The following is a 16,877-nucleotide window of genomic DNA, read 5'->3' on the forward strand; positions in this document are numbered from 1 at the left end:
ATTATTCTTCTACATCGTAAATGTGACCGCAATAGGCACATTTGTAAGATTTTTCCCCTTTGTTAATTAGGATAAATTTGCTTTCAACTGATCTTTCGCTTGTTGAAACGCATTTTGGGTTTTGGCAAGTTAGGATATCTGTGATTATTTGTGGATATTCTAGGGATTTCTTATCAACAACCTCTTCATTTTTTATGATGTTTACGGTTGCAGAAGGATCTACCAAAGCTACTGCATCAAGATTAATATCTGTGTGATCTTCTATCTTTATGATGTCCTTTTTGTCCATAGTTTGACTGCTTGCATTTAGGATAAGTGCAACTTCTTCTTCTAATTTTTCAAGGCCTAGAAGGTTAAATATTTTTAGGCCGTTGCCTGCTTTTATGTGGTCAATTACTACACCATTTTTTAAACTTGTAATCTCAAGCATTGTTTGCCTCCAATAATTTTAAGATAAGTGCCATTCTGACATACATTCCATATTTGACTTGTTTAAAGTAAACTGCCCTAGGGTCCTTGTCTACCTCTGTTGCAATTTCGTTTACCCTTGGTAGTGGATGAAGGATTATCATATCTTCTCTAGCATCTTTCATCTTTTCATTATCAAGGACATAGGAATCTTTAAGTCTTGTGTATTGACTAGTTGAGAAAAATCTTTCCTTTTGAATCCTTGTCATATATAATATGTCACATTCTCCTATGACTTGTTCTAGGTTTCTTACTTCTTCGTATTGAGAATTCTCATCAAATACTTCTTCTTTGACATATTGTGGCAACTTTAGCTCATCTGGTGAAATAAGGATGAATTTATTGTTATCAAACATATTCATAACCTTGATAAGGGAATGAACTGTTCTACCATATTTCAAATCCCCAACAATACCTATGACATGATTATCCAAGCTTTCCTTGTATTGGCAGATGGTTAGGATATCAGTAAGGGTTTGGGTTGGGTGTTGGTGGCCTCCATCTCCTGCATTTATGATTGGACAATCTGCTGTAAGGCTTGCAAGATATGCAGCCCCTTCTTGTGGGTGACGCATAGCTATAATATCCGCATATTGGCTAACTGTCCTTACTGTATCTTGTAGGCTTTCTCCCTTGGTGGTTGATGAGCTGTTAGCTTCAGAAAAGCCTACCACGCTTCCACCAAGTCTGTTCATAGCTGATTCAAATGATAGTCTAGTCCTGGTTGAAGGCTCAAAAAAAAGAGTCCCTAATAACTTCCCATCACATACGTGAGAAAAGTCACTGGGACTCTTAACTATTTCATTTGCTAAATCAACTATTTCGTATAAATCTTCTTTTGTTAAATCTTCTGAGTTTAATAAATTTTTTATTTTAATCATTTAGCACTCCTTAATTTTTTTCAATTTTACACGAAATAATTTGAACTGTCAACTATTTTTATGAATTTTTTAAATTTTCTCTAAGTTCACTGATAGATTGAGTAGTGACATTTGCCCTATCGATGGCCAAATCATCTAGAACTTCGTCTACCTTATCTTTGTTGGTAAATTCAATCTCCATGTATGGTTCTGGATAGGTATTCTTATCCCAAATATCTATGTCAAATCTTTGGCCCTTGTAGGTGTATGACCTTCTTTCCTTTTCCCCTTTAAATTGCAGAGAAACTCCCAATTGATTTAAGATCTTTGTCATCATAGAAATAGAATCAATATTTACAGTGTATTCTTTGTTGACCCTAAAGTCATCTACATTTTCTACTTCCTTAAAGGTTAGCTCGATTTTTTTTCTACCATCAGTAAATTTACTCTCACGAATTCTTAAGTATCCATTGGAAAATGCTCCTTCTTCTGGAGCAAAGGTATAGTTGGTTTGATATTCATAGCTTACCTCTTTGCCACCCAAGGCTAACAATTTTTCTTCCATATCGTCTACATCTATATTTAAAACTTTAACTTCAATCTCTCTTTGCATTATACTATCCTCACTGCTTCAAAATTTATATAATCGCCTGCTATACATTTTACATCTATACCGTCAAAAACACCCTCTTTGATGAGCCTGTGACCTATGCCGTGCAGATGGCCATAGATAAGGTGTTTGACCTTATAATCCTTACAGATATCAAAAAACTCATTAAAAGTCCTATCTACATTGATTGGTGGGTAGTGGAGCATTACTATCTTTTCTTTATCAGAGGCATTTTTTAGGGAATTTTCAAGCCTCATAAGCTCCCTATTAAAGACCTTCTCATCATGATCTGTAAAGTCCTTGCTATCCCTGCTCATCCATCCCCTAGTCCCACAAATCTCATAGCCTTCTACAGTATATGAATTGTTTTGTAGGTAATCTATGGTCGAAAGGCCCAAATTGTTAATCTTATTAAGCGAAGTCCACCAATAATCGTGGTTGCCCTTAAGTATAATCTTTTTGCCATTTTTCTCATCAATCTTTTTAAGATCAATGTAAGCAGCATCCAAATCCATAGCCCACGATATATCTCCTGCCAATAAAACTGTATCATCTGGACTAATGATGTCATTCCAATTGGCAAATATTCTGTTTTGATAATCCTTCCAGCCATCACCGAAGACTTCCATGGATTTTTCCCCAGTATAATCTAGATGCAAGTCAGCTAGTCCGTAGATCATATATCCTCCAAATCAATTATATGGTAGCAAATCTCCTCGCTATTTAAAATATCTTCCTCACGATTATGACAGGTAAAATATATTATCTGCCTAATATCTCCTAGGTCTAATAGGTAAAATAGGGCGATTCTTAGTCTATCAAGGTCATAATTTATAAAGGCATCGTCAAAAACCATAAAAGTATCCAGATTTTGCTCATTTATAGAAAATTTAAAGGCAAAATTCATCTGGTCATAAAATCCTGTAGAAAGCCTAGTCAAATCCAAATAAGTGCCATCATTTTGTAAAATGCTTGGCAGAAGATTTTCATCATAGGTAATTTTCTCATACTTACCCCTGGAAAGCTGAAAGATTATATCAGAAACCTCCTTGCTATGCTTAAAAAGATTTGACTTATTATCTTTGCTTATCTTATCAATTGTTTTTATAGCAAGCTTTATTGCTTCTATTTCTTTTTCCATTTGGCAAAGTTTGTCTTTTTGAAAGTTAAGTTCATCTTCCAGATCAACTTCCTTTGAAAGTTTATCTTCAACAGCTGCCAAGTTTTTCTCCAAGGCTAGGTTTTCATCATTTAGCTTTTGCAAATCTTGGTCAGCTTTACTTATTCTATCGTAAATCTCATTGATATCGACATTCTTGATGGCCAAATAATCTTCTAGATTAGAGTTCTGCATTTCTAGAACTCTTATAAGCTCTATTAATCTTTCCTTATCTTTGATAAGTCCCTTATAAATTATATAATTTTCATCTAGATTATACTTCTTATCCGTATTTTTTCCCTTTTTGTATTTTTCTATAAAATAAATCACTAGGGGCAATATAAGGGCAAGGGCTAAAAGATATGGCAATTTGCTTTGTAACCATAACATGACAAAAAATAATGAAGTAAGGGCGTAGATAAGGAAATTTCTCCAATCAAAATTATTATGGGAATCTTCCATATCATAATCTTGGTATTCTTCGTATTTTACAAGCTCTTTTTCTATGAAATTAAGCTCGTTTTGGTATTTGATTTGCTCTTCCAAGCTCTTATACGAGGGGTTGTTCCTATAGTCATCCCTAATCTTTATTAATTCTTTTAGTTTCTTTTTTTGTCGGTCTAATTTGTCCCTATTTTTGTAAAGTTTTTGCAAGTCATTATTGTAGTTTTTCCTCAAAGTTTTAAGGTAAGCTAGGTCATTTTCTAGATTTTCTATCCTATTATTGGTCTTAGCATAGGCTTTGGTATAGGCCCTAGCTGTGCCAATATCTGCCAATCTCTCTTTTAGATTTTCTATGGCAAGGGATGGAGAAAAGTAATAATCATCGCCAGAACTTAGCATTTCACTAATCTTATCCTTTAGGTCAGACAAGGATTCCTGGCTTTGGTAACTTGCTATGAGATTTTTATATAAATCATAATCTATGCCAAGAAGAAATTCTCCAGGGTAGTTGAGATTGCTAGATTTTGACTCAATTATTTCATTAGTGTCTAGATTATAAATCTCATATGTACCATCAAAGAAATTGCGGCTTATCCTATAATTTGTTCCATTCTTATTAAAAATCCCATATCCTGCATACTTGTAGGAATGAATGGGTTTATAGATTTCCTGTTTTTTGTTAAAGTGGCGGACCTTTTTACCATCGTCAAAGCCATAAAGTAGGCCTTCTATAAAACTTACTATGGTAGACTTGCCGGACTCGTTTTTGCCATAGATTAGGTTAAAGTCAGGAGATAATTCTATTTCTATATTTTCAAATTGGCCAAAGGAGATTATGTATAATTTCTTAATATAAAGACTCATTTTTTGCTCCTTAAAATGGCATCTCGACCTAGCTTTAGGGCAAGTTTTGATATTTCATCATCCTTATCCACTAAGCTTTCTTCAAATTTGCTCAAAAGAGTATTAGGATAAAGCATAGATAGATTATCCAGACCTTGATCTATTTCTACATAAGAAAAATCTGCCCTAAGATGATTTTGGATACTCTTGCTATTTATAGGATCTCTTGACCTAATATTAAGTCTTACAATGTTTTTCTTATCCGTAAGCTTTCTATTAACATATTCTATCAAAGCCTTTTCATCGGCAAAATCATCATAAGATAGGTCAAAAGTCTGAAATTCTATTAGATTTGAATTAATGTGACTATGTTTACCATCATCATATAGGATATAACCAAAATTTTCTGTATCTGCAAAAGAGCGCGGTTCTATGCTTGATGGATAGTGGATATTTTTGTAGGACCTAGCCTTGTGTATATGTCCTAGGGCCACATAGTCAAAGCCTATTTTACTAATCCTATCCTTATCTAAGTTTAGGTAATTTGTAGGGCTATCAGATATATCAGCATGGGCCAATAAGATGTTAAAATAACCTTTATCCAAACTAATGTCGTAAGGAAAATCCCTGTCATAAATCCTATCTTTGTATGAGAGTCCATAAACCCTAATCTTTTCATTTTCAAACATAGATAGGCTTTCACTTGTGAAAATGTGGAGATTGTTTGGTTTTTGATTAAGAAAAATCTTATTGTAGGAATCAAAATAATCATGATTGCCAGTCACGTAATAAATGTCCTTAGAAAAATCCTCAAATATAGCAAAAAGCCTAGCAAAATCTTTGGATGAAAAGTAAGACCTCTCAAAGAGGTCTCCAGCTATAAGGGCAAAGTCTACATCCTTGTTTTTAGCAAAGATATTTTCAAAAGACTGCCAGGTATTTTTCCTAATGAAAGAACCAAGGTCATCGTTAAAAGTCGAATTATCCGCCAAATGAGCATCTGCCAGGTGGATAAATCTCATATATTGTTTACCTTTTCTATTAATTTAATGTTGCTTTTGACGTCAAAAACTGTAATTGCACCATTTTCAATCCAAAAACTATCCCAGTCGCTTAGATCTTTAAGGATCCAAAATAGGCAGGACTTGATGGCAATGCCGTGGCTAACGCAAAGGGCATTTTCGTTTTTCTTTGAAATCTCATCCAAAAATTCGCTAGTCCTATTGATTAGATCCATCCTAGATTCACCATTAGGATATCTGGTATTGAAGGGATCTTCTGCTTGAGTTTTGAAAAAATCCTTGTAATTGGTTCTTACTTCTACAAAAGATTGGCCCTTAAAATCTCCAAAGTCTAGCTCATTGATGCGGGCATCTGGGGTAGATTCCGAAAAGCCAAGCATCTTGGCTGTTTGTTGGCTCCTAAGCAAGGCTGATGTATATACAGTATCTATTTTGTATTTCTCAAGGGCACGTCTAGTGTTTACCAAAACATTAAAACCGCTCTTACTAAGTTTGGTACTATCAAGTGAATATAGACTTGACATATTTGCTTCAGTCAAGCCATGTCTTACTAAAATAATTTTCATTATTACTCCTTTATCTTATTATACTAAACTATTCCCATACAAAAACAAGGCCAAGGACCTTGTCTTTATTGGGCGAAAAAACTCACATTAAGAATATCCTAATATTACTTAATTGCTGAAGTTTCTCCTACTATAAAATTAGATACCCTTTTTATTCCCCGCTACTCATAGCTTCAGCCATATCTATCTTCTTTAGCTTATTGTGAACTATCAATAGTAAGGCTATAGAGATTGCTATGGTGATAAGTCCACTATATAAAAACGGTATAAAATGGACTCTGTAGGCTAGGAGTATGTCTCTTGGTGCAACGACAGATATTATATATCTAAACATTGCAATTCCAAGGAAATATCCAACTATTATACCTAGTACGGTTAGGATAAATATTTCTCTAAATATATATGAGGTCACTTCTCTAGGGTAAAATCCTAAGACCTTTATGGTAGCTAGTTCCCTCTTTCGCTCGCTCACATTTATATTTATCAAATTGTAAAGAACGACTAGGGCAAGCATTACAGAAATTAGAGTTATGACTCCTATAACTAGGTTAAGATTTGCCATTAGCACATCAATAGATGCGTAGATTACAGTTGAATTGACGATGGCGTTTACTGCTGATTCATCTTCTATCTCTTCTATAATCTGGTCAGCATCTCCTATAAGGTAGGAGGCGTTTGTTGTAAGTTTACCTCCTGTAATAGCTTCAAATTTCGCCTTATCCATGTAAATATAGTTACCCGTGTAATTTTCTGCAATATTACTTATAGTGAAATCATAAGCCTTGTCCTTGTAGGAAAGCTTTATAGTATCACCAGGCTTAAGCTTAAGTGCATTTGCAATTTTTTCAGTCATAACTGCTTCTTCACCCTCTAGCTTGATAGGGTTTCTCTTTAAGTCATAGAGACTTATGAATGAATCAAAATCATCTGTTGAATTTGCCACAACTAGGGAAGCTTCACGAGTCTTATCAGCTGCCTTAAGCTTTATATCTTCCATTCTGATTGGGTGGGACTTGTATGGTTTAATCTTCTCATTAAAGCTTTTTATATCGCTATCTTTGGCCTTTTCGTCTACCATTGCTATCACATCGTAGTGGTTAATCATATCCTTTTGAAGGTTTATGGTATCTTTGATTGAATCAATCATGGCAAATCCAAAGAAGGTAAGAGCTGTACATCCACCTACTCCAAATAGGGTCATAAACATCCTTGACTTGTACCTAAATAAGTTCCTGGATGTTATCTTTTGCAAAAATGATAGGCGTTTCCAGATTGGCTTAATCTTTTCTAAGAGTATCTTCTTGCCAGGATCTGGTGCCTTTGGAAGTAAGAGTGCAGCCGGAGTTTCCTTGACAGTTTCTTTTGATGATAAGAAGACTGTAAGGGCAACTAGTAGCGATGATAAAACTACTGCAAAGACCATGTAAGGCAATGGATTGACATAGTCTATTCCTAGGTTGGCAAAGCCTGATGAATAGGCCTTTATAATAACTTCTGCCACTACAAATCGTCCTATAATAGCGCCAATAATTGAACCAATAAATGTTGGAATTATCCCATATAGGTAAAATCTTTGGCTAATTTGCTTATTTGAGTAGCCCAAGGCCTTCAAAGTTCCATTTATGGTTCTTTGCTCATCTATGAAACGCTTCATGGTTGTAAGGGTTACAAGCATTGCAACCAGGTAGAAAAATGTAGGAAATACCTTGGTAAGCTCGTCCATATTTAGGGAGTTTTGATAATAGGTATTGATTCCCTCGTTATCTCTGATAGTTTGGATATCATATTCTGGATCTACAAGCCTTGCTAGTGTATCTTTAGCATCAGATATTTGATCTTCTCCATCAGATATGTCCTTTTGGGCGTCCTTTTTCTCATTTTCAAACTTGGAAAGATTCTTCTTATACTCTTCTTCTCCGTCCAAGATCTCCTGGTAGGCATCTTCCAATTCTATTTGGCCCTTGGTCCTCTCGTCGGCAAGCTTGTTTAGCCCAGCCTTATAGTCAGTCCAACCCTTATCAATCTTAGCTTGGTTTTGATCTATTTGTGCTTTGGCAGAATCTAGAGCCCTTTGGCCAGAAGCTCTGTTATTAGTTAACTCTTCCTTGCCAGCAGTAAGTTTTGCAAAGCCTTGGTCGATTTCCTTTTGCTTAGCATCTAATTCAGTCTTAGCAGAGTCAAGCTTTGATTTTTCGTCATTATAGCGATTGTCTAGCTCATTTTTCTTAAGTTCATAGTCTGCCAGGCCCTTTTCATATTCTTGATAAGCTCTTTCTAGCTGGGCCTTCATAGCAGCTATTTCTTCTAGGCTAGGCTTGGAAGCTTGCCCTTCTTGATTTTCTCCTGGTATATTTTCTGTACCATCAGGAGATTCATTTGAGGATTCCAAAAGGTCGATTTGAGCTTTCTTGGCATCTAGCTCAGCCTTACTCGCTTGTAGTTTTTCCAAAGCTTTTGCTAGTTCACTTTTAGGACCTGCAAATTCCCCATCTAGCTTTGTATAAGCCACTTCAAGGTCTTTTTTGCCTTGGTCAATCTCAGCTTGTCCATTTACTAGTTTTTCTTCATTAGCCTTAAGCTTATCTTCTGCTGCTCTAATCCTATCCTTGAAGGCTCTAAGGTTTTTCTGGTAACTAGCTTTGCCAGACTCAATTTCGTTTTGACCATTTATGAGCTCAGTTTTTGAATCTTCTAGTTTTTTCTCAGCATCAGCAATCTCTTTGGCAAAATCTTTTTTACCTTTTTGGTAGTCAATATTTGCCTGGTCTAGGTCTTTGCGACCGTCTTGCAATTTTTTGTCTGCATCTGAGATTTGTTCTTTGGCATCATCTATTTCTTTTTGGGCATCATCTAGGTCTTTTTTACTGTCTTTTCTGATATCAGCCAAAACCTCTCTTGGACGATTGGCAAAGGCATCTTCGATTTCTTCTTGCTTTTTGTCCACATAAGCTAAGTATTCGTCACTGGTCCTATCCATATCACGGCTTTTTTTGTAGTTAATATTAATTTCGCCATATTTGTCCGTATCAAAATCATCTTCCATGACAAAGCCATAGCCATCTATTTCCTTTTTGGCAGTAAAAGAAAGCTCTCTCATATCTTCCATAAAATAATCAGAAGATTTGAAAAAACCTACGACTTCATAGCTGAGATTTTTCATCACTTCTTCGTCAACCCTGGCATTTTCTATATAGGAAAAACTTAGTTTATCGCCTATTTTCCTATCTTTGCTAAGTCCAATATCAAGGGCTATCTCACCAGCTTTCTCTGGCATACGTCCTTTTACAAGATGAGACTTTTTGATATCTTTGTGATAGGATTTAAGTCTTATTAAATTTTCCCCTTCCATGAGGTCGGCTGTTTTGACCATGGTCATCTTTTCTATATCAGGATCTCTTTTTAATATAAGCTCATCTTCGTAATCTAGACCGTAGGTAGAGGTTACTATCATATCCGCGTGATCGTAGGTCTTTAAGGACTTATCAAGAGTATTTCTCATAGATGGTCCAGTAAGGGTAAGTGCTACCACCACTAGGGTGGCAAGGCCTACCATTATAGCAATAGATGCCACCTTGCCCTTAGTGTTTTTAATATCTTTAAGGATATTTTTAAAGTAAGTTTTGTTCATAATTACCACTCGATTTCATCAATTGGTTTTGGATTGTCATTTACATAATTTTCCACAATCCTACCATCACGTAGCTCTATGACATTATCTGCCATAGGCTTAATCAGTGAGTTGTGGGTTATAATTATTACCGTTGCTCCAAGTGATCTAGACGCATCTTGGAGAAGTTTTAGGATATTTTTGCCTGTTTCATAGTCTAGGGCTCCTGTAGGTTCATCACAGAGCAATAGCTTAGGATTTTTGGCAAGAGCTCTTGCTATGGCAACTCTCTGCTGCTCACCACCTGATAATTGTGATGGGAAGTTTCCTGACCTTTGGCCTAGACCTACTTCCTCTAGGACTTGATTTGCATCTAAAGGATCTTCGGCAATTTCTGAGGATAGCTCCACGTTTTCAAGAGCTGTAAGATTTGCCACGAGGTTGTAGTGTTGGAATACAAAGCCTACGTCATTTCTCCTGTAGGTCGTTAGGTCCATATCAGAAAGTTCTGCTAGATTCTTGCCATCGATTAGGACATCTCCACTAGTGGCCTTTTCCATGCCTCCAAGAATATTTAAAAGTGTAGTCTTTCCTGCTCCTGAGGCACCAACTATTACTAGTAGCCTGCCCTTTTCTAGGTCAAAAGATATATCATCATTAGCAAGTATGGTCGAATCACCAGACTTGTATTCTTTTTTTAGATTGTTTAATTCAATATATGCCATAATAGCCTTTCTATTTTTTTATTATTATCATATTTATACCAATTATCGGCAAATAGTAATCAATTTAATTCTTATAAAGCTTTTTGAAGTTGTCTCTTTTCAAAAACCAGGCAAAGTCTACTTGAAAAGGTCTTGCGTATGAAGAAGCCTTCATAGACCTTATAGTTTCAAGGACTTTTTCTTCAGAATAATCGAGTATTAGCATTCTTAGATCATAAGTAAGCTTAAAATCTTTTAGAATGTCATTTATTTTTACTACCATAGGTCCAAGATCATTCCAAGCATCTTGGAATTGGTATAAATATTTTAAACTCTCTAAGTACTTACTCCCATAAGTCATTTGTCTATTAGTACTTATTAGTCTATCATTATCAAGATTAACATTTGCTTGATCTTCTATATCTACTTTAACATTTTGCTCATCTGGATTATATTTCTTTTCGTAAACTTCAGTTTCCCAACGAACAATGACCCCATTTTCACGGATGGGGTAGCGTCTTATGTATCCTTCGTTGATAAGCTCGTCAATCCCAGACCTAAAAGATCTAATCCCGTCCTTGGAATGGGTGATGATTTCATCAAAATATATGACCCAGTCACCAGGCAAAGACAAGAAATAAGTCAAGATCCCCTTGGCTTTGAAGGATAAGTTTTCATCTTTAAGATATTCATTATCAACTATGGTAAAATTTTCATTTTTTTGTATCTTCTTTGCAATCATAACCTACTCCTTTTACCTATATATAGCTAAGGAAAGGAAAAATTCCCGATATGATCATATAAGTTATGATAATTTAAATAAAAAAAACCTTCCAAGGACATTATTGGAAGGTAATTATTATTTGCAATCAGGGCATAGACCCCTATATGTAATGTCGACACTTTCGATTTCATAGTCAGCTAGCTCTTCTATCTTGTAATCATTTGTATCTTTCAAATCTATGATTTTACCACAATTTTCGCATATAAAGTGGCTGTGACGATCTTTGGCAAATTCATATCTTTTGCTTGTTAAGTTGAAATCTAGTTCTTTTACTATGTTTTTTCCTGTAAAGATCTTTAGTGTATTATAAACTGTAGCTTGAGATATGACTGGATCTATCTTTTTTAGATCAGTAAATATTGTCTCAGCTGAAGGGTGCTTGTGATTTTTTAATAGATAATCAAGGATTAAAAGTCGCTGGTGAGAAACTCTTATACCATTATCTTGCAATAATTGTTTTTCTGATTCTATTCTTTCTTCTGGCTTCAAGTATTCTAAGTTTTGTATCTTCTCTTCCATCCAATCTCTCCTTTACCCTAGTATATAATTATACAATTATATTATTATATTACAAGATTTGAAAAAACACAATAAAAAAAGCCCTCATTGAGAGCTTTTTAATGTTAAAGTTAATTAAGCAATTTCTACTTCTGCGCCAGCTTCTTCTAATTTAGCTTTTAGTGCTTCAGCTTCGTCTTTAGAAACTTTTTCAGCTACTGGTGCTGGAGCGCCATCAACTAGAGCTTTAGCTTCTTTTAGTCCAAGTCCAGCTGCGTCTTTAACAACTTTGATTACGTTGATTTTAGCTTGTCCAGCTGATTTTAATACAACGTCAAATTCTGTTTTTTCAGCTGCTGCTGCTTCGCCTGCACCACCTGCTGCTGGAGCTGCTGCTACTACTGCTGCTTGAGCTGTTACGTCAAATTCTTCTTCGATTGCGTGTACTAGGTCGCTTAGTTCAAGTACTGTAAGAGTTTTGATATCTTCTAATATTTGTGTTACTTTTTCACTTGCCATTTTAAATTCTCCTTAAATATTTTATCTTAAATTATTCTTCTGTTGTTTCTTCTGCTACTTCTCCTGCTTCTTCTTTTTTAACACGTACTGCATCAACTGCAAGAGCAATTTTTGCGATTGTGTTATTAAGATCGCCAGCAAGATGTTGAATTGGTGCTTGTAATACATTTGCAAGCATTGAGTATAGAACTTCTTTGTTTGGTAATGATGCAATTGCAATCATTTGTTCGCCAGTTTGGATACTTCCATCCAATAGACCTGCTTTTATAAGTAGCTTTTCTTTTTGTTCGTCGCCTTCTTTTCTGTAATCAACTGCAACCTTTGGTCCTGTTACAGAATCTTCGTTTGAAAATATAAGAGCGTTTGAACCCTTTAGTTCACTTGTTAGATCACCATAACCAAGTTCTTCGAAAGCAAATCTCATCATAGTGTTTTTGTAAACTTTGTATTCTGAGTTACCTTCTCTGAATTTGCTACGTAGGTCTGTGATCTCTTGTACGTCCATTTTATCAAAACTTACAAGAGTTGTTGATTTTGCGTTTTCAATCTTTTCTTTGATTTCATTTACAACTACTTGTTTAGCTGCTATAGCTTTTTCGCTCACTTTTTCACCTCCTAAAGGCTAACTTGTGGTAAATATAAAAATCCCCAACAAAGCTAAGCATGACTTACCATGCTTACATCGGTGGGGATGTAAGTTTTCTCTTCCCACCTATACGCAATTATTAAACCTTACAGTCTGCGTAGTCTTTGGTAGCCTGTTTATTTGACTATGATATTATATCACAGTTTTTAAATTTTGCAAATATTTTTATTATCTTTCTACTAGATCCATTACTCTTTGTGGAGATAGTTTTACACCAGGTCCCATTGTAGATGTAACTGTTACTGATCTGATGTATCTACCCTTAGCTGCTGCTGGTTTATCTTTTACAACTGCAGTAAGTAGTGCACGAATATTTTCAGCTAATTTTTCATTACCAAATGAAACTTTTCCTGTTGGAACGTGGATTAGGTTTGCTTTGTCTGTTCTGTATTCTACCTTACCAGCTTTTACTTCTTCGATAGCTTGTTTAACATCCATTGTTACTGTTCCAGTTTTTGGGTTTGGCATTAGGCCTTGTGGTCCAAGGATTCTTGCAACTTTACCAACTGTAGCCATCATATCTGGTGTTGCTATTACAACGTCAAAGTCTAACCAGTTTTCTTTTTGGATTTTTTCAGCAAGTTCTGCTCCACCTGCGTAGTCTGCACCAGCTTCGATTGCTTCGTCAATTCTATCTTCTTTTACGAAAGCAAGGATTTTTTGACTTTTACCTGTTCCGTGTGGAAGAATGATTGTACCACGTACTTGTTGGTCAGCGTGTCTGCTGTCTACACCAAGTTTTAAGTGAAGTTCTACTGTCTCGTCAAATTTAGCTTTTGCTGATTGTTCAACAATTTTTAGTGCTTCTTCTAATTCGTATTCTTTTGTAGAATCATAAGCTTTTTTTGATTCTAGATATTTTTTTCCTCTTTTTGCCATTTAATTCCTCCTTAGTGGTTATCGAGTTACCTCTCCCACTAGTCTTCTACTGTGACTCCCATACTTCTTGCTGTTCCAGCTATCATGCTAACTGCAGCGTCTAGGCTTGCTGCGTTAAGATCTTGCATTTTTGTGTTTGCAATTTCTTCTAGTTGTGCACGTGTGATTTTACCAACTTTGTTTTTGTTTGGTTCACCAGATCCCTTGTTAAGGTTGATAGCTTTTTTGATTAATACTGGTGCTGGTGGTGTTTTTGTTATGAACTTAAAGCTTCTATCCGTAAATACTGTTAGTTCTACCGGTATTATCATTCCAGCTTGGTCGGCTGTTTGTGAATTAAATGCTTGCACGAAGTCCATGATGTTGATTCCGTGAGGACCTAGTGCTGTACCTACTGGTGGTGCTGGAGATGCTGCTCCTGCTGGTACTTGTAATTTTACTACTGCTTGTACTTCTTTATCTGCCATATTTTACCTCCTTGTGGTCGTATCGGGGGATTACCCTCCCACTTTTGACAGTTATCTACTAGATTGTTTCAATATCTGAGTATTCGAGATCGATTGATGTATCTCTACCAAAGATATCTACAAAGGCTTTGATAGTTTGTTTTTCCTTGTCAATCTCTGTAACTTTTCCTACAAAGTCCTTGAATGGACCTGCAATGATATTTACATCGTCTCCCACATTTACGTCTATGTCTAGGACTACCTTCTCTTCTTTGACACCAAACTTTCTTACTTCTTGTGGTGTTAGTGGAACAGGTTTCCTATCTGGACCTACAAAGCCTGTAACTCCTTGGGTGTTTCTGATGATATACCAGCTTTTGTTAGTGATATTCATCTTTACCATTACATAGCCTGGGAATAATTTTCTAGTTTTTACTTTTTTCTGATCGTTTTTAATCTCTACGTATTCTTCTGTTGGCACTGTTACATCGACTATGTCTGGGTTTTGTTCGTTTTCGATCATTGATCTAATCTTATCGCAAACCCTATTTTCATAGCCTGTGTAGGTATGGACTACATACCATTTTGCCTTATCGTTAGATTCTTCTGTTTCTACAGTATCTTCTACTGTATTTTCTTCTAAAGATTCATTTTTATCTGACATATGTCACCTAAATAATAAATCCTAATAGGAAAGCAAATACTTTGTCTAATAAGTAAATAACTACACCAGTGATAGCACTGATTAATAGTACTAGGCCTGTGTATTGAAAAGTAATTTCTTTACTAGGCCATTGGATTTTTTTTCTTTCCTTTTTAGTAGATTCGAAAAATCCTTCGTTTTTCTTAGCCTTAGCCATTTTTTGCTCCTATTTTGTTTCTCTATGAACTGTATGTTTTTTACAGAAAGGACAATATTTTTTAAGTTCCAATCTTTCTTGATGGTTCTTTTTGTTTTTTGTTGTATCGTAGTTTCTGTTTTTGCATTCAGTACATTCTAACTTTACTTTATCTGCCATTCAAACACCTCCTATTTTTTTATACGGATATTTCCTACAAGTGAATATAATACCTTGTAAGATACTATTTGTCAACAGTATTTTCTTCTAATTTTTGGTAAAACTCGATTCTTTGCTTAAGAAGAAATTCTCTGATGTCTTCCATATCGTGGTTTGAATAAGTTTGGTCCATATATTCTGTGATTACATCTTCTATGTCAGGCAGGATAAATACTCCCTTATCATACATCTTGCCAAGGAAATTATCCTCCCTATCATAGTAGACTTCTGGTGGGTAATCTTCTACTATGCTTGTATCAAAGCTTATAAAGCTTTCCTTACTATATACTCTGCCATGGCTAACTAAGACACACTCTTTGGGATTTATTTCTCGTCCTGTTTTGTAATCTATCATCTAGAGGGCCAATCCAAGATTAACCATTTCATCTTTTATTTGATTTGTATAAGTTTCTGCAATCTCATCTGTGCTTGCCTCAACCATGACCCTAATGAGTGGTTCTGTACCTGACGCCCTTACCAAAACTCTACCAGAATCGCCAAGTTCTCTACTTATCTCATCGATTTTACCATTTAGCTTTTCATTTGCTAAGCTTTCTTCTTTATCTTTAACCCTTACATTTACTAGAACTTGTGGGTAGATTTTAATTTCTCTTGTTAAGGATTTAAGGTCAGTTTTTTGGTCAATCATTGCTTCCATGACTCTAAGTGAGGTCAAGATTCCATCGCCTGTGTTGGCATATTTGGAAAAAATGATGTGTCCAGATTGTTCTCCACCTAATTCTAGGCCTTGTTCATCCATGGCTAGATGAACGTATTTGTCCCCTACTTTTGTTTTTACATAGTCTATGCCTATATTATCTAGGGCTTTGTAGAGTCCTATATTTGACATAATAGTAGTTGCTATAGTATTGCTCTCTAGTTTGCCCTCATCTTTTAAATGTTTGCCACATATATAAAGAATAGCATCGCCATCAACCACGTTTCCTTCGGAATCAACTGCTATACACCTATCAGCATCACCATCAAAGGCAAAGCCTATATCAAGCTTATTTTCTCTAACAAATTCTTGCATATATTCAATATGAGTTGACCCAGCATCTACATTTATATTAAAGCCATTTGGCCTGTCATTTATTACATAGGTATCTGCACCAAGTGCATCATAAACTGGTTTTGCGATGGTAAAGCTTGCTCCATTGGCACAATCTAGGCCAACTTTGATCCCTTCAAAGGACTTATCCACTGTCTGGATTAGAAAGGCAATATATCTATTACGGCCACCTATGAAGTCTACTGTTCTTCCTATCTTATCTCCTTGGGCAAGAGGGATATCTTCGATGTCAGCATCAATATATCTTTCCAATTCTTCCAAGAATTGATCTTCCATTTTTTCGCCCTTGGAATTTATAATCTTGATTCCATTGTCCTGGTAAGGATTGTGGCTAGCTGTAATCATTACACCACAATCAAAATCTTCACTTCTCACTATATATGATACAGAAGGAGTTGTTGTAACGTGAAGCAGGTGGGCGTTGGATCCAGATGAGGTGATACCAGCTGCAAGTGCATCTTCAAACATATATGAAGATCTTCTTGTGTCCTTTCCTATAACAATCTTGCCGGCAAAACCCTTGTCTTTGTTGAAGTAGTCTCCCAAAAATCTTCCTATTTTAAAAGCATGGTAGACATTCAAATCCTTGTTTGCCTCTCCCCTAAATCCATCAGTTCCAAAATATTTCATATTTCCTCCAATAATTTAAAAATCAATCTAAATATATTATACACTTAAGCTGGCCTATGAAA

20 protein-coding genes are annotated in these 16,877 nt (G+C 35.6%); all 20 read right to left on the reverse strand.

All coding sequences use genetic code 11. The features are described from left to right. Nucleotide 1: 1 nt before the first annotated feature. A complete protein-coding gene (locus BQ7474_RS04740) occupies nucleotides 2–430 on the reverse strand; it encodes an aspartate carbamoyltransferase regulatory subunit (RefSeq protein ID WP_073997830.1) in 429 nt (142 codons plus the stop codon). Further along, nucleotides 423–1,349, reverse strand: coding sequence for an aspartate carbamoyltransferase (gene pyrB / locus BQ7474_RS04745; RefSeq protein ID WP_073997831.1), 927 nt, complete (start codon nucleotides 1,347–1,349; stop codon nucleotides 423–425). The genes BQ7474_RS04740 and pyrB overlap by 8 nt, the downstream gene beginning before the upstream one ends. Before the next feature lie 58 nt (nucleotides 1,350–1,407). Further along, nucleotides 1,408–1,941 (reverse strand): class IV adenylate cyclase, encoded by a 534-nt coding sequence (locus tag BQ7474_RS04750; protein WP_073997832.1) that lies wholly within the window; start codon nucleotides 1,939–1,941, stop codon nucleotides 1,408–1,410. Beyond that, the gene (locus BQ7474_RS04755) at nucleotides 1,941–2,618 is read right to left on the reverse strand and encodes a metallophosphoesterase (protein ID WP_073997833.1); all 678 of its coding nucleotides are present in this window, start codon (nucleotides 2,616–2,618) and stop codon (nucleotides 1,941–1,943) included. Before BQ7474_RS04755 ends, BQ7474_RS04750 begins: the two co-directional genes overlap by 1 nt. Next, nucleotides 2,615–4,405: an ATP-binding protein gene (locus BQ7474_RS04760; RefSeq protein WP_073997834.1), complete on the reverse strand. Its 1,791-nt coding sequence runs from the start codon at nucleotides 4,403–4,405 to the stop codon at nucleotides 2,615–2,617. The genes BQ7474_RS04755 and BQ7474_RS04760 overlap by 4 nt, the downstream gene beginning before the upstream one ends. Beyond that, nucleotides 4,402–5,406 (reverse strand): metallophosphoesterase family protein, encoded by a 1,005-nt coding sequence (locus BQ7474_RS04765; RefSeq protein ID WP_073997835.1) that lies wholly within the window; start codon nucleotides 5,404–5,406, stop codon nucleotides 4,402–4,404. Before BQ7474_RS04765 ends, BQ7474_RS04760 begins: the two co-directional genes overlap by 4 nt. After that, nucleotides 5,403–5,972, reverse strand: coding sequence for a histidine phosphatase family protein (locus BQ7474_RS04770; protein WP_073997836.1), 570 nt, complete (start codon nucleotides 5,970–5,972; stop codon nucleotides 5,403–5,405). Before BQ7474_RS04770 ends, BQ7474_RS04765 begins: the two co-directional genes overlap by 4 nt. Before the next feature lie 151 nt (nucleotides 5,973–6,123). Continuing rightward, entirely contained in the window at nucleotides 6,124–9,600 is a 3,477-nt protein-coding gene (locus BQ7474_RS04775; protein ID WP_073997837.1) for an FtsX-like permease family protein, read from the reverse strand. A 2-nt stretch (nucleotides 9,601–9,602) separates the two neighbouring features. Then, nucleotides 9,603–10,304: an ABC transporter ATP-binding protein gene (locus tag BQ7474_RS04780; RefSeq protein WP_073997838.1), complete on the reverse strand. Its 702-nt coding sequence runs from the start codon at nucleotides 10,302–10,304 to the stop codon at nucleotides 9,603–9,605. A 64-nt stretch (nucleotides 10,305–10,368) separates the two neighbouring features. Beyond that, nucleotides 10,369–11,025 (reverse strand): hypothetical protein, encoded by a 657-nt coding sequence (locus BQ7474_RS04785; protein WP_073997839.1) that lies wholly within the window; start codon nucleotides 11,023–11,025, stop codon nucleotides 10,369–10,371. A 117-nt stretch (nucleotides 11,026–11,142) separates the two neighbouring features. Beyond that, the gene (locus tag BQ7474_RS04790) at nucleotides 11,143–11,586 is read right to left on the reverse strand and encodes a Fur family transcriptional regulator (protein WP_073997840.1); all 444 of its coding nucleotides are present in this window, start codon (nucleotides 11,584–11,586) and stop codon (nucleotides 11,143–11,145) included. Between the two features lie 114 nt (nucleotides 11,587–11,700). After that, nucleotides 11,701–12,084 (reverse strand): 50S ribosomal protein L7/L12, encoded by a 384-nt coding sequence (rplL, locus tag BQ7474_RS04795; protein WP_073997841.1) that lies wholly within the window; start codon nucleotides 12,082–12,084, stop codon nucleotides 11,701–11,703. A 31-nt stretch (nucleotides 12,085–12,115) separates the two neighbouring features. Continuing rightward, nucleotides 12,116–12,688, reverse strand: coding sequence for a 50S ribosomal protein L10 (rplJ, locus tag BQ7474_RS04800; RefSeq protein ID WP_073997842.1), 573 nt, complete (start codon nucleotides 12,686–12,688; stop codon nucleotides 12,116–12,118). A 210-nt stretch (nucleotides 12,689–12,898) separates the two neighbouring features. Next, a complete protein-coding gene (gene rplA, locus BQ7474_RS04805; protein WP_073997843.1) occupies nucleotides 12,899–13,609 on the reverse strand; it encodes a 50S ribosomal protein L1 in 711 nt (236 codons plus the stop codon). Between the two features lie 38 nt (nucleotides 13,610–13,647). Next, the gene (rplK, locus tag BQ7474_RS04810; RefSeq protein ID WP_044566321.1) at nucleotides 13,648–14,076 is read right to left on the reverse strand and encodes a 50S ribosomal protein L11; all 429 of its coding nucleotides are present in this window, start codon (nucleotides 14,074–14,076) and stop codon (nucleotides 13,648–13,650) included. A gap of 58 nt (nucleotides 14,077–14,134) precedes the next feature. Then, on the reverse strand, nucleotides 14,135–14,719 hold the full coding sequence (gene nusG, locus BQ7474_RS04815) for a transcription termination/antitermination protein NusG (RefSeq protein WP_073997844.1): 585 nt from the start codon (nucleotides 14,717–14,719) through the stop codon (nucleotides 14,135–14,137). 7 nt (nucleotides 14,720–14,726) lie between these two features. Continuing rightward, on the reverse strand, nucleotides 14,727–14,915 hold the full coding sequence (gene secE / locus BQ7474_RS04820; RefSeq protein WP_073997845.1) for a preprotein translocase subunit SecE: 189 nt from the start codon (nucleotides 14,913–14,915) through the stop codon (nucleotides 14,727–14,729). A gap of 9 nt (nucleotides 14,916–14,924) precedes the next feature. Continuing rightward, nucleotides 14,925–15,074 (reverse strand): 50S ribosomal protein L33, encoded by a 150-nt coding sequence (gene rpmG, locus BQ7474_RS04825; protein WP_073997846.1) that lies wholly within the window; start codon nucleotides 15,072–15,074, stop codon nucleotides 14,925–14,927. A 64-nt stretch (nucleotides 15,075–15,138) separates the two neighbouring features. After that, nucleotides 15,139–15,468 (reverse strand): aspartate 1-decarboxylase (aspartate alpha-decarboxylase), encoded by a 330-nt coding sequence (locus tag BQ7474_RS04830; protein ID WP_073997847.1) that lies wholly within the window; start codon nucleotides 15,466–15,468, stop codon nucleotides 15,139–15,141. Beyond that, the gene (gene glmM / locus BQ7474_RS04835) at nucleotides 15,469–16,815 is read right to left on the reverse strand and encodes a phosphoglucosamine mutase (protein WP_073997848.1); all 1,347 of its coding nucleotides are present in this window, start codon (nucleotides 16,813–16,815) and stop codon (nucleotides 15,469–15,471) included. Nucleotides 16,816–16,877: the final 62 nt, after the last annotated feature.

Origin of the sequence: Anaerococcus urinomassiliensis (assembly GCF_900128425.1) — a bacterium.
Taxonomy (GTDB): Bacteria; Bacillota; Clostridia; order Tissierellales; family Peptoniphilaceae; genus Anaerococcus; species Anaerococcus urinomassiliensis.

What these genes read in the sequence shown, in the direction of transcription:
- BQ7474_RS04740 (WP_073997830.1), bottom strand. Translation starts at nt 430, where the DNA reads ATGCTTGAGATTACAAGTTTAAAAAATGGTGTAGTAATTGACCACATA.
- pyrB (WP_073997831.1), bottom strand. Translation starts at nt 1,349, where the DNA reads ATGATTAAAATAAAAAATTTATTAAACTCAGAAGATTTAACAAAAGAA.
- BQ7474_RS04750 (WP_073997832.1), bottom strand. Translation starts at nt 1,941, where the DNA reads ATGCAAAGAGAGATTGAAGTTAAAGTTTTAAATATAGATGTAGACGAT.
- BQ7474_RS04755 (WP_073997833.1), bottom strand. Translation starts at nt 2,618, where the DNA reads ATGATCTACGGACTAGCTGACTTGCATCTAGATTATACTGGGGAAAAA.
- BQ7474_RS04760 (WP_073997834.1), bottom strand. Translation starts at nt 4,405, where the DNA reads ATGAGTCTTTATATTAAGAAATTATACATAATCTCCTTTGGCCAATTT.
- BQ7474_RS04765 (WP_073997835.1), bottom strand. Translation starts at nt 5,406, where the DNA reads ATGAGATTTATCCACCTGGCAGATGCTCATTTGGCGGATAATTCGACT.
- BQ7474_RS04770 (WP_073997836.1), bottom strand. Translation starts at nt 5,972, where the DNA reads ATGAAAATTATTTTAGTAAGACATGGCTTGACTGAAGCAAATATGTCA.
- BQ7474_RS04775 (WP_073997837.1), bottom strand. Translation starts at nt 9,600, where the DNA reads ATGAACAAAACTTACTTTAAAAATATCCTTAAAGATATTAAAAACACT.
- BQ7474_RS04780 (WP_073997838.1), bottom strand. Translation starts at nt 10,304, where the DNA reads ATGGCATATATTGAATTAAACAATCTAAAAAAAGAATACAAGTCTGGT.
- BQ7474_RS04785 (WP_073997839.1), bottom strand. Translation starts at nt 11,025, where the DNA reads ATGATTGCAAAGAAGATACAAAAAAATGAAAATTTTACCATAGTTGAT.
- BQ7474_RS04790 (WP_073997840.1), bottom strand. Translation starts at nt 11,586, where the DNA reads ATGGAAGAGAAGATACAAAACTTAGAATACTTGAAGCCAGAAGAAAGA.
- rplL (WP_073997841.1), bottom strand. Translation starts at nt 12,084, where the DNA reads ATGGCAAGTGAAAAAGTAACACAAATATTAGAAGATATCAAAACTCTT.
- rplA (WP_073997843.1), bottom strand. Translation starts at nt 13,609, where the DNA reads ATGGCAAAAAGAGGAAAAAAATATCTAGAATCAAAAAAAGCTTATGAT.
- rplK (WP_044566321.1), bottom strand. Translation starts at nt 14,076, where the DNA reads ATGGCAGATAAAGAAGTACAAGCAGTAGTAAAATTACAAGTACCAGCA.
- nusG (WP_073997844.1), bottom strand. Translation starts at nt 14,719, where the DNA reads ATGTCAGATAAAAATGAATCTTTAGAAGAAAATACAGTAGAAGATACT.
- secE (WP_073997845.1), bottom strand. Translation starts at nt 14,915, where the DNA reads ATGGCTAAGGCTAAGAAAAACGAAGGATTTTTCGAATCTACTAAAAAG.
- rpmG (WP_073997846.1), bottom strand. Translation starts at nt 15,074, where the DNA reads ATGGCAGATAAAGTAAAGTTAGAATGTACTGAATGCAAAAACAGAAAC.
- BQ7474_RS04830 (WP_073997847.1), bottom strand. Translation starts at nt 15,468, where the DNA reads ATGATAGATTACAAAACAGGACGAGAAATAAATCCCAAAGAGTGTGTC.
- glmM (WP_073997848.1), bottom strand. Translation starts at nt 16,815, where the DNA reads ATGAAATATTTTGGAACTGATGGATTTAGGGGAGAGGCAAACAAGGAT.